15 protein-coding genes are annotated in these 14,789 nt (G+C 64.6%); 9 read left to right on the forward strand and 6 right to left on the reverse strand.

Annotation, left to right across the window (positions count from 1 at the left end; genetic code table 11):
• Nucleotides 1-772: DUF4087 domain-containing protein (locus BLX41_RS09900; RefSeq protein ID WP_259744637.1), on the forward strand; the 772-nt coding region annotated here is incomplete at its 5' end.
• Between the two features lie 2 nt (nt 773-774).
• Here the strand turns inward: BLX41_RS09900 and BLX41_RS09905 are convergent.
• The 4 genes from BLX41_RS09905 to BLX41_RS09920 all read right to left on the reverse strand — a co-directional run bounded on the left by BLX41_RS09905 (nt 775) and on the right by BLX41_RS09920 (nt 4,829).
• Nucleotides 775-1,572, reverse strand: coding sequence for a GNAT family N-acetyltransferase (locus BLX41_RS09905; protein WP_123724733.1), 798 nt, complete (start codon nt 1,570-1,572; stop codon nt 775-777).
• 1 nt (nt 1,573) lies between these two features.
• Complete coding sequence (locus BLX41_RS09910) at nt 1,574-2,050, reverse strand: HIT family protein (protein WP_123724734.1); 477 nt, start codon at nt 2,048-2,050, stop codon at nt 1,574-1,576.
• A 126-nt stretch (nt 2,051-2,176) separates the two neighbouring features.
• Nucleotides 2,177-3,784, reverse strand: a complete 1,608-nt coding sequence (locus BLX41_RS09915; protein WP_123724735.1) for a 5-guanidino-2-oxopentanoate decarboxylase — start codon at nt 3,782-3,784, stop codon at nt 2,177-2,179.
• Between the two features lie 124 nt (nt 3,785-3,908).
• Nucleotides 3,909-4,829 (reverse strand): LysR substrate-binding domain-containing protein, encoded by a 921-nt coding sequence (locus BLX41_RS09920; protein WP_185073481.1) that lies wholly within the window; start codon nt 4,827-4,829, stop codon nt 3,909-3,911.
• Between the two features lie 226 nt (nt 4,830-5,055).
• Here BLX41_RS09920 and BLX41_RS09925 point away from each other — a divergent pair, with 226 nt between their 5' ends.
• The 8 genes from BLX41_RS09925 to BLX41_RS09960 all read left to right on the forward strand — a co-directional run bounded on the left by BLX41_RS09925 (nt 5,056) and on the right by BLX41_RS09960 (nt 13,098).
• Complete coding sequence (locus BLX41_RS09925) at nt 5,056-5,850, forward strand: ABC transporter ATP-binding protein (protein ID WP_123724736.1); 795 nt, start codon at nt 5,056-5,058, stop codon at nt 5,848-5,850.
• A gap of 49 nt (nt 5,851-5,899) precedes the next feature.
• Complete coding sequence (locus BLX41_RS09930; RefSeq protein WP_123724737.1) at nt 5,900-6,673, forward strand: transporter substrate-binding domain-containing protein; 774 nt, start codon at nt 5,900-5,902, stop codon at nt 6,671-6,673.
• Between the two features lie 51 nt (nt 6,674-6,724).
• A complete protein-coding gene (locus tag BLX41_RS09935; RefSeq protein WP_123724738.1) occupies nt 6,725-7,438 on the forward strand; it encodes an ABC transporter permease in 714 nt (237 codons plus the stop codon).
• Between the two features lie 9 nt (nt 7,439-7,447).
• Nucleotides 7,448-8,137, forward strand: coding sequence for an ABC transporter permease (locus BLX41_RS09940; RefSeq protein ID WP_123724739.1), 690 nt, complete (start codon nt 7,448-7,450; stop codon nt 8,135-8,137).
• A gap of 43 nt (nt 8,138-8,180) precedes the next feature.
• Nucleotides 8,181-9,362 carry a pyridoxal phosphate-dependent aminotransferase gene (locus BLX41_RS09945; RefSeq protein WP_123724740.1) on the forward strand — a complete coding sequence of 394 codons (1,182 nt, stop codon included), beginning with the start codon at nt 8,181-8,183 and terminating at the stop codon, nt 9,360-9,362.
• Nucleotides 9,363-9,559: 197 nt separating this feature from the next.
• Nucleotides 9,560-11,305, forward strand: coding sequence for an amidohydrolase (locus BLX41_RS09950; protein ID WP_053159991.1), 1,746 nt, complete (start codon nt 9,560-9,562; stop codon nt 11,303-11,305).
• A complete protein-coding gene (locus BLX41_RS09955) occupies nt 11,305-12,231 on the forward strand; it encodes a CobW family GTP-binding protein (RefSeq protein WP_123724741.1) in 927 nt (308 codons plus the stop codon). Before BLX41_RS09950 ends, BLX41_RS09955 begins: the two co-directional genes overlap by 1 nt.
• A 165-nt stretch (nt 12,232-12,396) precedes the next feature.
• The gene (locus tag BLX41_RS09960; protein ID WP_123724742.1) at nt 12,397-13,098 is read left to right on the forward strand and encodes a hypothetical protein; all 702 of its coding nucleotides are present in this window, start codon (nt 12,397-12,399) and stop codon (nt 13,096-13,098) included.
• A gap of 107 nt (nt 13,099-13,205) precedes the next feature.
• Here BLX41_RS09960 and BLX41_RS09965 read toward each other — a convergent pair whose 3' ends face one another.
• Complete coding sequence (locus BLX41_RS09965) at nt 13,206-14,561, reverse strand: serine hydroxymethyltransferase (protein WP_123724743.1); 1,356 nt, start codon at nt 14,559-14,561, stop codon at nt 13,206-13,208.
• The coding region (locus tag BLX41_RS34010; RefSeq protein WP_221179199.1) for a hypothetical protein at nt 14,551-14,789 on the reverse strand (239 nt) is incomplete at its 5' end. The genes BLX41_RS34010 and BLX41_RS09965, both read right to left, overlap by 11 nt.

Consider the following 14,789-nt stretch of genomic DNA (forward strand, 5'->3'; position numbering starts at 1 on the left):
GTTCGAGAACCCGACCCCGGCCAATGCCACCCTCACCGACCGCGACGGCGTCTGGGAAATCGCCACCCAGGGCGGCTATCAGGCCGAGGGCGGGTGGCCCACCTTCAACGATCAGCAATGGGTGCGGACCAACAATCACTACGGCTACGGCTGTGCTTGTGTCAGCGCCAACGCTGATCCACAGACTCATCGCCTCGACCAATTGCACAAGGCCAAGGCCCGCCCGCTATCCGCCTGTCGCAGCGACCCCAGCTTGTATGAACCCTTGCAGGAGGACGCCGGAGAACCCGAGTTGCCCAAGGGCTCTCCACGCTTTCAGGGCCAAGGTTTCAGCCTGCAGTATCCCAAAGGCTGGAAGCTCAGCCAGACGCAGAACTGCCTCACCCTGGATCACCCGAAAAAACGCCCAAACGAGGAGTACACCCTCCACCTGTGCCAGCAGCAGGGCAGCCTGGAGCAGGCCGCCGAGGGCTTGTTCTTCTATCAGGAAAACGGCGTCTGGATGCGCAGCGCCGGCAGGGACGAGCCCAGCCCGGTACAGGAGATGAGTGGCCCCGGCTGGAAAGGCCTGCAGGCCTATCAGACCTGTGGCATCAGCGATGAGGAAACCGGCTTCCACGCCGCTGGAGGCACCTGCCTGATGGCGGTGCTCGATAGCGGCCAGCGCCAGGTGGTGGCTGACAGCGTGGGGTTCTTTCAGGACTTCACCACCCTGGGAGCGATCCTGCACTCGATCCGTTTCGACCCGGTGCCGACAACGCCACAGCCATAGCCCTATGGCGCGGCCCGATACAGGGTTTGCAGGTGGGACAGGCGCAAGCCGCAGTGTTCCAGGTTGCGCCGGCTTTGCGAGTTCACCAGGGCGGTGGCTGCCACACCGTGGGCGCCTAGGGCGACGGCCTGCTGCAAGCGATGGGCGATCAGGGCCCGGTGATACCCCTGGCCCCGAGCGACCTTGGTGGTAAAAGCGGTGCCCAGGTAGGCCACACCGTTGTCGGCGATGAATAGCGCCGCACCGGCCACCGCAACACCCTGGTCCCGCAGCAGGTACAAATGCCCACGCCCATCGGTGAGCAAGCCGCCAAAGGCGGCCTGGTTGACTGGCCGGGCGGCCGCAGGGGTATTGAAGCCCTCACGGTGCAGAGTGCAGAAGCCTTCCAGGGTCGAGGCGCTCACCGGCTCGATATCCAGCACTGAAGGCGGCACCACCAACTGGTCCACCGAGGCGAACAGCTGTCCGTGAGTCCAGCCCTTGAGGCGCTGCAAGCACTGCCCCTCAAGCTCCAGCGTGGACGCCACCTTGACTGACTCGGCGATCAAGGCGATTGCCGGGGCGTCGGCCGCACAGGCCCGTAGCAGACCGACAAGACTGCGGGCCTGTTGCATCCTGTCACCGTGCACCCGGTTCATCATCGGACTGGGATTGCCGCCCACGACAAAGGCTCCACAATCCTGATCACCATAGAGCTGCGCCTGATAAGGGTTTCCCGGCAGACTCGCCACGCCCTGGACCCGGGCCCGCAGGTATTGGTGCTCCGCGTATTCAAGCGCCAGGGCGCTACGACGATCCATATCAGCGGCCGCCCATCGGGGTTTCGCTGACCCAGGGCACCCGTACCTGTTCGGCGATGCTGGCCGCCTGCTGCTGCAGGACCTCGAGCTTGGCGCGGCGTCCAAACAACCCGGTGAAGTGCAGCAGCAGGCGCCCGGCAAACCCCAGGGCATCGCCACGCTTGCGGGGGATCAGGTGCAGATGGGCATGGGGGATGTGCTGGTTGGTGGCCCGACCATCATTGATCAACAAGTGGGTGCCTTCGACGCCGTAGCCGGCACGCCGCTGCGCGGCCACCAATCCATCGAACACCTGATACAGGTGCTGGCGGACGAAGCCGGGCAATTGATCGAGCTTTTCCACGTGGGGCTGGGGAATCAGCAGGACATGACCCGCCCCCAGTGGATGCACGTCCATGAAGGCCATGCAGTGTTCATCGCGGTAAACCACGGCCGCCGGCAGGGTGCCGGCGACAATCTGACAGAAAATGCAGTTCATCCATGAATCCTCAAGTGACAAGGTGCGTCCTGGCGGGCGACGTCAATGTAACCCACCTTATCCCTTGAAGGCCTGTCCCTTGAAGACCCATTTCTTGAGAGCCTGTCCGCGAAACAGGCCTGCGGATCAGTCCAGGGCCAGATAGGCGCCGGCGTCGACTTCGATCATCACCGGCTGGCGGATATCCCTGAGGCCCTGCAGCAGATCCTGCAACTGCGCCGGGCTGTCGGCGCGATGGTGCGCTACATGGAAGCTTTGGGCCATGGCCTGGAAGTCCGGGGTGAGGATGTCCACCCCCAGCGGCGCGATGTCCCGGGCCTGCATGTAGTCGCGGATCTCGCCGTAGCACTGGTTGTTCCACACCAGCAGGATCACGCCGATCTGCGCTTCGCGGGCGGCGATCAGCTCGCTGCTGGCGAACTGCAAGCCGCCGTCCCCCACCAGCGCCACCACCGGACGCTCGGGCCGTGCCAGCTTGGCACCCATGGCTGCCGGCAAGCCGTAGCCCAAGGTGCCGTAACCGCTGCCGGCGTTGAACCAGCTGGCCGGGGCCGGGGCCTGGTAGCCGCTGGCGCCCTGGTACACCGGCTGGGTCGAATCCCCCACCAGGATCGGGCAGCCCAGGGTGTCCCGCAGCAGGTCGAGCAAGCCTTGCAGACCCTGTTGCTTGGGCGTCCAGCCCGTGCGTTCGGCCTGGTTGACCCTCTGTACGCTGTCCACGGCCCAACGGCCGCGAGAGCCGGGTTGCGCCACTTTGCCGAGCAAGGCTTGCAAGCCTTCCAGGGCGTCGCCCACCAGGCCGACATGGGCCCGCTGCACGCCCATGACCTGCATCGGATCGATGTCCAGACGGATCAACGAGCCCTTGAAACGCAGGGGCCCGAGGCCGAAGAAGTCGTAGTCGGTTTCCCCCAGTTCAGTGCCCACGGCGAGCACCACGTCGGCTTCGTCGATCAGCGCCCGGCCATGGCTCGAAGACTGCACACCGTCGAGCAACAGCGGATGGGCGCAGGGCAACAGACCCCGGGCGTTGGTGGTCAGCGCCACCGGCGCTTGCAGGCGTTCGGCCAGCTGACGCAGCGCCTCGGCGCAACCCCGGGCACCGCCGCCGGCCAGGATCAACGGCCGGTGGGCGCTGTTGAGCAAGGTCGCGGCCGCCTCAATCGAGGCACCGGCCGGGGCCGGAGCACCGGGCAGGCTGCGGGGCATCAGGTTGAGGTCAGCGGCGGGCATGTCCAGCACGTCCAGGGGAATCTCGATATGCACCGGTCGTGGTCGCGCGCACTTGAACACGGCAAAGGCCCGGGCCAGGAGCTCCGGCAGTTCCGCAGGCGATTGCAGGGTGTGACTGAAGGCGCAGACCCCGGCCACCATCGCCCGCTGGTCCGGCAGTTCATGCAGGTGGCCGTGGCCCAGGCGCAGGTGCTCGCGACGGTTGACCGTGGAGATCACCAGCATCGGCACCGAGTCGGCGTAGGCCTGGCCCATGGCGGTGAGGATGTTGGTCATGCCGGGACCGGTGATGATGAAGCACACCCCGGGTTTGCCACTGGCCCGGGCGTAGCCGTCGGCCATGAACCCGGCGCCCTGTTCGTGCCGCGGGCTGACATGCCGCAGGCGACTGCCGTGCAGGCCGCGATAGAGCTCGACAGTGTGCACGCCGGGGATCCCGAACACCGTGTCCACGCCATAACCTTCCAGCAAACGAACCAGCGACTGCGCACAGGTGGTCATCGACTACTCCTCTTGTTCTTATGCGTCCGGACGACACCCTGCGCCCGGCTGATGTCGAGGGACATTAGTCGCTGCACCCGAGGAGCAACAATCGAAAAAAATCGCGGCGATTGCTCAATAAAATTCACGCTTTGCCGTTGCGTCGCGGTTCCGGGTGCAAGCGGGTGATGCCCTGCAGCTGGGATTTGACCCATTCGCTGAAGGCCAGTACCACCGGGCGCTCCGCCTTGAGCAGGTCGGCCACCAGGTAGTAGCCGCGATTGGATTCGATCTCGGTGCCGAAGGGCTGCACCAGTTGCCCCCGGGCCAGGGCCTCGCCACTGATCAGGTTGTCGCCCATGGCGATGCCCTGGCCGGCGATGCAGGCCGACTGCACGAAGTGCGCGTCGGCGAAGATGATGCCCCGGCGTACATCGACATTCGGCGCCCCGGCCGCAGCCAACCAGACCCGCCAGTCGGAGTAGTCGATCATGTGCAGGAGCAAGGCGTGGTCGAGACCGTCGAGGGTTTTCAGGCCGCCCATGGCATTCACCAGGCTTGGGCTGCACACCGGGAAATAACGCAGGGAGACGATCTTCTGTACATGCTGGTTGGGCCAGTCGCCCATGCCGTAGGCGACAAACAGATCGACACCGCTGTCGCTGGTGTCACCTGGCGTGCGGGGTGACACCAACTGCAGTTCCACCTGGGGATACAGCGCCTGGAACTCGGCGATATGGGTGCACAGCCAGTAGGTGGCGAACCCCGGCGGACTGCTGATGCATAGCCGGCCACTGACCTGCTGGCCATCGGAGCGCTGCCCGGCCTCGAGGATATTGGCCAGCAGCAGGTGAATGTCCCGAGCGTAGCGCTCACCCTGGTAGGTGATGCGAATGCTGCGGCCCAGGCGCTCGGTCAGGGCAAAACCCAGGGTCTGTTCCAGGCTCTTGATCTGGTGACTGATGGCGCTGGGGGTCAGGTTCAGCTCATTGGCGGCTTCGGCGACACTGCCCAGGCGGGCCACCGCGTCCAGCGCGCGCAGGGCGGTCATGGAGGGATAACGCATACCGATCAGGCCTCGACTGCAAAAAAAACGAGTGGCAGCACCATAGCGGCAAACGCGATCCGGCAATAGCCTTGTCCGTCGCCGAAAAAATCATCCATTGCTGAAAAAAATTACCGGGTCCGGCTAAAAATGCTCGATTGACCCCAGGCCATCGATGGCTAATTCTCCAGTCCTACCCTGTGCCGGGTACTGCCCGGCCATCGCACAATAACAAGAGGGTCGACCCTTGCAATCGCAGCCCAATTCCGTCAATCCCGTGGTGGCGATCGATGACTTGCACAAGAGCTACGCCGATCACCACGTGCTCAAGGGCATTGCCCTGCGCGCCAATGAAGGTGAAGTGGTCTCGCTGATCGGTTCCAGCGGCTCGGGCAAAAGCACCCTGCTGCGCTGCATCAATCTGCTGGAGATTCCCTGCAGCGGCAGCTTGCGCATCAATGGCGAAGAGGTGCGCATCAAGACCGATCGCGCCGGTAATCCCCAGGTCGCCGACCCGGCCCAGGTCGCACGCCTGCGCACTCAACTGAGCATGGTGTTCCAGAGTTTCAACCTGTGGCCCCATCGCACCGTGCTGGAAAACGTCATCGAAGCGCCAGTGTATGTCCTCGGTGAAGACCGCAAGGACGCCATCGCCCACGCCGAGCACCTGCTGGAAAAGGTCGGCCTGGCCAACAAGCGCGATACTTTCCCCTCCTTTCTTTCCGGCGGCCAGCAGCAACGGGTGGCCATCGCCCGGGCCCTGGCCATGCGTCCCCAGGTGCTGTTGATGGACGAACCGACCTCGGCCCTGGACCCGGAACTGGTGGGCGAAGTGCTCAAGGTCATCCAGGGAATCGCCGAGGAGGGCCGCACCATGATCCTGGTGACCCACGAGATGGCCTTTGCCCGAGATGTGTCGAGCAAGGTGATGTTCCTCCACCAGGGGCTGGTGGAAGAGGAAGGCCCGCCGCAACAGGTATTCCTCGACCCGGTCAGCGAACGCTGCCGGCAATTCGTCATGGCTCAGGAAAACCGCGTCTGACGTCCCGCTTCAATCCTTGAAAACAACAACTTCGATAAAGGGTAAAGCCATGAAAAACCTGCTCAAGGTGCTTGCCACCGGTTGCCTGTTCAGTGCACTGGCCAGCCACGCCGTGGCCGCCGACAAGATCGTCTTCGGCATCGCCCTGGAACCCTACCCGCCGTTCTCGATGAAAAGCGGCAACGGTAACTGGAGCGGCTTCGAACCGGACCTGATCAAGGCTCTGTGCGAACGCATGCAGGCCCAGTGCCCGCTCAAGGAAGTGGCCTGGGACGGGCTGATTCCGGCCCTGCAATCGAGCCAGATCGATGCCATCCTCAATTCCCTGAGCATCACCGATGAGCGGCAGAAGGTCATCGATTTCTCTGCGCCCTACTACCAGACCCCGGCCATGTGGGTCGCCGACCAGAGCCTGGAGCTTGCGACCACCCCCGAAGGCCTCAAGGGCAAGCTGATCGGCGTGCAGGGCTCCACGTCCAACGCCACCTTCGCCAAGACCTACTACGGCAAGACCTCGACCCTGCGCTACTACACCACCCAGGACGACATGATCGCCGACCTGCAGAGCGGGCGTATCGACGTGATGCTGGCGGACGCCCTGACCATCGAACCGATCCTCAAGACCGCGGCCGGTGCCGGCCTGGTGGACAAGGGGCTGGCGCCGAAGGACCCGCTGTTCGGTTCCGGCATCGGCGTCGGCCTGCGCAAGGGCGACAGCGCCCTGCAGCAGCGGATCAACACCGCCCTGGCTTCGCTCAAGGCTGACGGCACCTACGACAAGATCCGCAGCCGCTACTTCAGCGTCGACATTTCTGCCAACTAAGCCGTCCGGCGAGCCCGCTGCGGCGGGACGCCGGCGTTGACTGGATACGTCATGATTTCTCTGTCCGACCTTTCCCAACTGTTCGTCGCCGACGGCTGGCTCGGCGCCCTGGCCCAGGGTGCACTGGTGTCCCTGCAGATCTCCGCCGGGGCCTTCGTCCTCGGCCTGGGCATCGGCCTGCTGGTGGCGATGATCAAGCTCAAGGGGCCGCGCTGGCTGGTGAAGCTGGCCAACGTCTACACCACCCTGTACCGGGCCATGCCCGAGCTGCTGTTGATCCTGCTCCTCTACTACGCCGGTACCGACCTGCTGAACATGGCCATGGCCGCCATGGACCGCCCAAGTGTCACGGTCAACGGTTTTATCGCTGCGGTACTGGTGCTGGGCATCGTCCAGGGCGCCTATTCGGCGGAGATCATCCGTGGCGCGATCCAGGCCATTCCCTACGGCCAGATCGAAGCGGCGCGGGCCTATGGCATCGAGCGCTGGCTGCTGGTGCGGCGCATCCTGCTGCCGAGCATGCTGCCCTACGCCATGGCCGGGCTGTCGAACCTGTGGCTGGTACTGGTCAAGGACAGTGCGCTGATCAGCATCGTCGGCTACAGCGAACTGCTTTCTGTAGGCAAGCAGGCGGCCGGTTCCACCAAGCATTACCTGGTGTTCTACCTGGCGGTCGCGGCTTTCTACTTCGTCATCACCCTGGTGTCCGGCAGCCTGTTTCGTGTGCTCGAACGTCGCACCAATCGCTGGCTGCCCCAGCACTAGGAGGCTTGGATGGACTTTTCCTGGATCAACAGTTTTTCCGCCGAACTGGTTCGCGGCCTGGGCATCACCCTCAAGCTGCTGGCCCTGAGCGGTGCCTGCGGCTTTGCCCTGGCCGTGGTCGTGGGCCTGGGACGGGTGTCGCGCAATTCGCTGATCCGCGCGCCCATGCAGTTCTATATCAGCGTGTTCCGCGGTACGCCGTTGCTGGTGCAGATCTACATCCTCTACTACGGCGTCGGCAGCCTGTTCGCCGCCTACCCGCCGATTCGCGGCAGCTTTCTCTGGCCCTACCTGCGCGAAGGCTTCTGGTATGTGGCACTGGCCCTGACCCTGAGCGTCGGCGCCTATGTCGGCGAAGTGCTGCGCGGCGGCCTGCGGGCCGTGCCCCGTGGCGAGCTGGAGGCTGCCCGTGCCTATGGCATGGGCCACTGGCTGACCCTGCGCCGGGTGTGGCTGCCCCGGGCCCTGGAACTGGTGCGCCCGACCCTGGTGGGGGAATGCGTACTGCTGCTCAAGGCCACTGCGCTGGCATCCACCGTGGCGGTCACTGATTTGCTCGGCGCGGCCAACCTGGTGCGCGCCCAGACCCTGAAGGTCTACGAGCCGCTGCTGGCCGTGGCAGTGATCTACATCATCCTGGCCTTTGTCATCGAACATCTGTGCGCACGCCTGGGCAAGGTCCCCCAGCGTCAGGCCTGAACCCTTTCATTGCGCGGGCAGCGAGGCCCGTGAGGAGAACAACATGCGTTACTCACCTTTCGTTCAGCGCATCAGCGGCGAATCCGTCAGCGCCTGGGACATCCACTACGCGGCCATCGAGGCCCGGGGTCGTGGCGAGGACGTGATCGTCCTCAGCGTCGGGGACCCGGACTTCGCCACCGACGAGCGCATCAGCGCCGCCGCCAGCGCCGCTCTGGAGCAGGGCGACACCCACTACACCCACGTCCTCGGCCGCCCGGCCCTGCGCGAGGCCATCGCCGCCAAACAGCGGCGCCTGCTGGGCATTGATGTGAGCGCCGACAACGTGGCCCTGGTGGCGGGGGCCCAGAACGGCCTGTTCGCCACTTCGCTGTGCCTGTTCAGCAGTGGCGACGAAGTGCTGGTGCCCGAACCCATGTACCTGACCTACGAGGCCTGCATCCACGCCTCGGGGGCCAAGATCGCCTGCGTCCGGCAACCGGCGGCCAACGGCTTTCGCCTGACCGCGGCGGCCCTGGAAGCGGCGCTCACCGACAAGACCCGCGGCATCGCCCTGGCTACGCCCTGCAACCCCACCGGCAACGTCTACAGCCGCGAGGAGCTGGAAGCCGTGGCCGAGGTGGCACGCAAGCATGACCTGTGGGTGATCTCCGATGAGGTCTACGGGCAACTGACCTACGACCGCGAACACCTGAGCATCGCCTCAATGCCGGGCATGGCCGAGCGCACGGTAATTCTCAACAGCCTGTCGAAAACCCACGCCATGACCGGCTGGCGCGTGGGCTGGGTGATCGCCCCGCCGGCACTGGTCGGGCACCTGGACAACCTGCTGCTGTGCATGCTCTACGGCCTGCCGGGGTTTATCCAGGAAGCCGCGCTCAAGGCCCTGGAGCTGGATGAAGAAGTGATCGGCAGTGCCCGCGAGGTCTATCGCCGGCGCCGCGATCTGGTGGTGGCCGGCCTCAAGCCGGTGCAGTTGCTCGATTGCCGCGAGCCGGAAGCCGGGATGTTCATGCTGGTGGACGTGCGCCGCACCGGGCTGTCGAGCATGGATTTCGCCTGGCAGCTGTTCCGCGCCACCGGGGTTTCGGTGCTCGACGCCCAAGCCTTTGGCGCCAGTGCCGAGGGCTTCGTGCGGATCTCCTTCACCGTCGCCGACGACGTGCTCAAGGACGCCTGCCAGCGCATTGCCGGCTTTGTCGAAACCCTGGGTGCACAACGCTGAACAACAGTCCGATGGTGGCGAGGGAGCTTGCTCCCGCTCGACTGCGAAGCGGTCGCGGCCTTTGGGGTGGCTACGCCACCCAGCGCGAGCTTGCTCCCTCACCACAGCAATGCCCATAACAACACCTTTGCAACTGTGCCTGTCGCCCATTTTTCCGCCCACCTTTGAAGGGCCCCCTGCTTGAGAGGTTGACCCCCGTGACCGCTTCCGACCAATTCAACTCCACCCATAGTGCCGTCGATCAATACGCCGAACTGGTGCTGCACAACGGCCGGATGTACACCCTCGATCCGGCCCAGCCCTGGGCCGACGCCGTGGCCATCCGCCAGGGCAAGCTGATCGCGGTGGGCAGCCTCGCCTCCCTGGCTTCGCTGATCGGCCCCAACACCCGCCAGCACGATCTGGACGGGGCCTTCTGCATGCCCGGCCTGCACGACATGCACACCCACCCGGACCTGGCCCTGGCCCCGCGCTACGCCGACGACCTGGACGTGGGCATCGAAGACCCGACCCCGGAGCAACTGGCAGCAGCGATCCACGCCTATGCCGACAGCCATCCCGGCGACGGCTGGATCTACGGCCAGTACTGGGTGCGCTACACCTTCCGCGAGGCCGGGCTGACCCCGGGCCGCGAATGGCTCGACAGCGTCATGCCGGACCGCCCGGTGGCCCTGCTGGACCGCATGTGGGGGACCATGATGGTCAACTCCAAGGCCCTGGAACTGGCCGGCATCGACCGCCACACCAGCGACCCGCGCAACGGCTACCTGGAGCGCGACGAGCTGACCGGCGAACCCAACGGCTTGTTGATCGACGGTGCCTACGCCCTGATCCACGCCGCCATGCCGCCGACTCCGGTGTCGGTGCTGCGCCGTGCCTATCGCGATGGCGTGCACTTCCAGACCTCTCGCGGGGTCACCGCCACCAAGTACGTGCACGTCTGCGAAAACCGCCTGCAGGCCCTCAAGGAACTGGACGATGCCGGCGAGCTGACCCTGCGGGTGGAAGCCGCCATCAGCTGGCAGGACGACATCTTCCCGGTGCGCCGGCGCTGGGAACTGCTCAGTGGCGAGCGGCATTTCTATCGCAGCGCGCGCCTGAGTGCCAACGCGGTGAAGTTCCACTTCGATGGCACCGTGGAGCCCAAGTCTTCCTACCTGCTGACCCCCTGGCCGGAAGAGTCGAGCTGGCGCGGCAAGCTCAACCTGACCCCGGAACACATCACCGACATGGTGGTGGACATGGACAAGCGCGGCCTGCGGGTGATCGCCCACTGCACCGGCGACGGCGCCTCCGACGTGTTCCTCGATGCCGTGGCCGAGGCCCGGCGGCGCAACGGCAACAGCGGCATCCGTCACCAATGCGCCCACAGCACCCTGCTGCACCCGGGCAACCTCAAGCGTTTCCAGGCCCTGGACGTGATCGCCGAGTTCTCTCCGGCAGCCTGGTACCCGACTCCGTTCGCCAGCGGCGCACGCTCCGGCTACGGCCAGGAACGCCTCAAGCGCATCTATGACTTCAAGGGCGTGCTGGCAGCTGGTGGCATCGCGGTGTTCGGCACCGACTGGCCGGTGGCGTCCATCGATCCATGGCTGGCCCTGGAAACCATGGTCACCCGGCAGAACCCGTGGAACCAGGAACCCGACACCTTCGGTGACCCCATCAGCCTGGAACAGGCCCTGCAAGTGGCGACCCTCAACGGCGCCCATGCCATGGGCCTGGAACACCTGACCGGCAGCCTGGAGGCCGGCAAGTCGGCGGACCTGATCGTCCTCGACCGCGACCTGTTCGCCCAGGGCGCACGCAACTACATCCACCACACCCAGGTGCAACTGACCTTCGTCGAGGGGCAACTGGTCTACGACCGCCAGGGCACCTTCAGCGACACCCCGCTGCAAGCGGTGTGGGAAGGCCTGCCACCGGTGATCGAGGGCAAGGAATAATGAACAGCACCCCGAGCATCCCGGTAACCGTGGTTGCAGGCTTTCTCGGCGCCGGCAAGACCACCCTGCTCAACCGCATGGTGCAACGTGCCGACAGCGGCCGGCTGGCGGTGATCGTCAATGATTTCGGCGAGCTGAATATCGATGCGGCGATCATTGCCGAGGTCACCGACGCGGTGTACAGCCTGCAGAACGGCTGCATCTGCTGCACCGTGCAGGAGGACCTGCTGGCGCAACTGGTGAGCCTGTCCAAGCTGCGCCCGGCCCTGGAGCGGATCGTCATCGAGTGCAGTGGCGTCTCCGACCCGCAGCGCATCGTGCAGACCATCGGCTACCCGCAACTGCGCAACCGCCTGCACCTGGACGCGGTGATCACCCTGGTGGACGCCAGCGGCTACCAGGACCTGGAAGGGGAAATGGCCCGCCTGTCCCGGGCTCAGGTGGCCTGCGCCGACTGGGTGCTGCTGAACAAGGCCGACCTGGTGACGCCGCAGCAGTTGCAGAGCATTCGCGCCAGCCTCGGCGGCCGCGCTCCGGTGTTCGACACGGTGCAGGCCGAACTGCCCCCCGAGCTGCTGCTGACGCCGCCGGTGCGCTCCACCGAAGTGCTGTTCAAGGCCCTGCCCCAGGCCCACGACCAGTTGTTCGAAAGTTGGGTCTGGAAAAGCTCGCGGCCGTTGCAACCCAAGGCTCTGCGGGACTGGCTGGCGCGCTTGCCTGCCGACCTGCTGCGCCTCAAGGGCCTGGTGCGCCTGGAAGGCAACGAGCAACCCTATTGGTTGCAGCATGTGGGCAACCGCAGCCAGTTCACCCTGGCGACCGATCAACCCACCGAGCATGCTGCGCAGTTGGTGTTCATCGCTCGCCGAGGCAGCGATCTGCGTCAGGAACTGGAGGCCGGGGTCAGCGATACACAAGTGCTTTGAACGACAGGGAATCTATGGCGAAGCGGCCGGTCTGAAGAGGCCCGGCTGCCGGGCCGTCGCTTGGTCCGTGACAATAGGGCCCGGGTCCAATAGATTAGGCGCCCCCGAAAAATCCCCCTGGGCTTTTCGCGCCTCAAACCTGTTAAACCAAGTAGTGGATGTTCAATGCCTGATTCCAACACCGAAGAATCCGTGATCGCCCTGTCCAACAAGGCCGAATACGAAAACGCCATTCATCTTTCCCAGCACGTGTCCCAGGCCAAGACCATCAGCGAGATGGTGCTCGACGCCTTCCACAGCTCGAAAGAAAGTGACCAGATTCGCGAACTGCGTGCTGCGATTCGCCAGGCCCACGACCGCTTTGACGACGACACCGCCTATGAACTCATGGGCCAGCTCAAGCAACTCAAAGACGCCGAGGCCGCCGACTTGGCAGCCCTGGAAGACCTGAGCAAGAAATTCCCCATCAGCCGGATCCTCTCCAGCTACAAGGACGACCCGGACTTCCAGGAGCTGGTCTACGGCCTGGCCCTGAAGGTGCTGAACCAGACCCACCAGGCCATCAGCAACCCCAGCGGCGGCAAGAGCAAGGCGCGGCCGAAGAAGGAAATGGAAGTGTTCGCCATCAGCAAGGACGGCATCAGCGTCACCCTGCCGATGCGCCCACGGTCCAAGGCCAACGTCGACCGTGAGGCCTTTGAGTTTCTCGGCTTCAGCTTTGTTGGCGAAGGCGACGAGGCGGAGCTGGAAAGCGAGACCTTCCTCGACAGCAACGGCAACGAACAGCAAGCGACCCGCAAGAACATCGTCACCGCGATCCAGCAGCAGACTGCATTCGCCGGCTACAGCGCGCAACAACAGCTGTAACCCGCAGTAGGAGCGAGCTTGCTCGCGAAGGTGCCAGCCCAACCTGAGCGGCCAAGAAAAAGCCCCGCACTTCGGCGTGAAGTCGGGGCTTTTTCTTGGTCTGCTCCTCAGCGATCCCGATAGTCCGTAATGGGATACCTCAAGCACAAAGCCTCCACCTCTAGACGGAACATCTCCTGCAACGCCGGCGCGAGGCTGTACTTGTGCTCGCCGAGGGGCGTCACCTGGCCCAGGATCCGGCAAACCAGATCGACGACTTGGCGACACCCTTGGGAATCGATGTGACGTTGAGCGATGGAGCCGGCGCCGATGCACAGCCCATCACCGACAAAGGACGATCGGGTTTCCCCCGGTGCGCGCTTTTTGCTCACGATGATGCCGCACGCCTCCAATGCCGACTCGGCGATGGAGCCGGTGATACCCCCACGCAACTGAAGCAGAATCGTGTGGTTCTCTGTCCCCCCGCCCACAACCTCATAGTCCTGAGCCATGAACGCACCGGCCATTTCATCCGCCGTGCTCCGAACCCGGCCCATGCAGGCATCGAACCGGGGAGACATGGCATAGCCCAGCGCGGCCGCCTTGGCCGCAATCATGTTGACCGCCGGCGCTCCCTGCATCCCCGGGAAGACGGCCTGGTCGAGGACGGCGCGCAAGGTTGACCTCAGGCCGGGCACCTTGATGTCGGCATCGCGTCCCGAAAGAATCAGGCCACCGCGCGGCCCCGCGAGTTGCTTGTGGGTACAGGTCGTAGTGACGTGCGCCGCGTCGATGGGGCTTGGATGCCGCCCCGTGGCCACCAACCCGGCGATATGGGAAATGTCCGCGAGCAGGAGAGCCCCGGCTTCATCGGCGATTGCACGGAATCGCTGAAAATCCAGAACCCGCGAATAGGCAGTCGCACCGCAGATGATGATGCGCGGGCGATGGGCTAGCGCCAGTTTGCGCACCTCGTCGTAGTCAATGACGCCCTGGGATGTGGTGCCGTAGCGGATCGCCTTGTAGTTGGCCCCCGTGAAGGCGAGAGCGCTACTGTGGGTCAGGTGCCCGCCATGATCGAGGGCCATGCCGAGGATCGTATCCCCTGGCTCGGCCAGGGATGTCAGCACCTGGTAATTGGCGTTGGAAGCCGAGTGCGACTGCACACCGGCATATTGGGCAGCGAACAGCTCCTGGGCCCGACGGATCGCCAGGGACTCGACCCGGTCGGCATTCTCGCAACCGGCGTGATGACGCCGGCCTGGAGTGCCCTCTACGGTGACGTTGAGCAACGCCGAGGCCGATGCCGCCAAGGTCCGGGGGCCGGCCGCACAGGAAGATGAAACCAAGGACAGTGTGCGATGTTGGCGCGTGACTTCCGCGTCCAGGATGCTTGCCAGTTCGGCGTCTTCAGTACGCAGGTCGGCCAAGCCACGTCGCAGCAGGTCGGCCTGGGTCCTGAGTGGTTCAGTATCAGCTGCCATTATTCTGTGTCCCTTCCTTGTGTATTGCGCGCCACGAACGACAGCACGCTTCCTGAGTTTCACGTTCGTTTATGCGGATCGGGCTCATCCAAGCCTGGGTCCAGACTGTATAAGGCACAACCGGATTAATCAAAGAATTAAACATTTTCCAAATTAAATGATTCTTTTTTAAGACGAAAGGACGCCCGCCTTGGGGCGCTGCGGGGTCTTGGCGGGCGAAGGGCCACT

Source organism: Pseudomonas protegens (genome assembly GCF_003732485.1).
Taxonomy (GTDB): domain Bacteria; phylum Pseudomonadota; class Gammaproteobacteria; order Pseudomonadales; family Pseudomonadaceae; genus Aquipseudomonas; species Aquipseudomonas protegens_B.

Excerpts from the sequence above, each read along its gene's own strand:
- BLX41_RS09905 (WP_123724733.1), bottom strand. The coding sequence starts at position 1,572 with ATGGATCGTCGTAGCGCCCTGGCGCTTGAATACGCGGAGCACCAATAC.
- BLX41_RS09910 (WP_123724734.1), bottom strand. The coding sequence starts at position 2,050 with ATGAACTGCATTTTCTGTCAGATTGTCGCCGGCACCCTGCCGGCGGCC.
- BLX41_RS09915 (WP_123724735.1), bottom strand. The coding sequence starts at position 3,784 with ATGACCACCTGTGCGCAGTCGCTGGTTCGTTTGCTGGAAGGTTATGGC.
- BLX41_RS09920 (WP_185073481.1), bottom strand. The coding sequence starts at position 4,829 with ATGCGTTATCCCTCCATGACCGCCCTGCGCGCGCTGGACGCGGTGGCC.
- BLX41_RS09930 (WP_123724737.1), top strand. The coding sequence starts at position 5,900 with ATGAAAAACCTGCTCAAGGTGCTTGCCACCGGTTGCCTGTTCAGTGCA.
- BLX41_RS09935 (WP_123724738.1), top strand. The coding sequence starts at position 6,725 with ATGATTTCTCTGTCCGACCTTTCCCAACTGTTCGTCGCCGACGGCTGG.
- BLX41_RS09940 (WP_123724739.1), top strand. The coding sequence starts at position 7,448 with ATGGACTTTTCCTGGATCAACAGTTTTTCCGCCGAACTGGTTCGCGGC.
- BLX41_RS09945 (WP_123724740.1), top strand. The coding sequence starts at position 8,181 with ATGCGTTACTCACCTTTCGTTCAGCGCATCAGCGGCGAATCCGTCAGC.
- BLX41_RS09955 (WP_123724741.1), top strand. The coding sequence starts at position 11,305 with ATGAACAGCACCCCGAGCATCCCGGTAACCGTGGTTGCAGGCTTTCTC.
- BLX41_RS09960 (WP_123724742.1), top strand. The coding sequence starts at position 12,397 with ATGCCTGATTCCAACACCGAAGAATCCGTGATCGCCCTGTCCAACAAG.
- BLX41_RS09965 (WP_123724743.1), bottom strand. The coding sequence starts at position 14,561 with ATGGCAGCTGATACTGAACCACTCAGGACCCAGGCCGACCTGCTGCGA.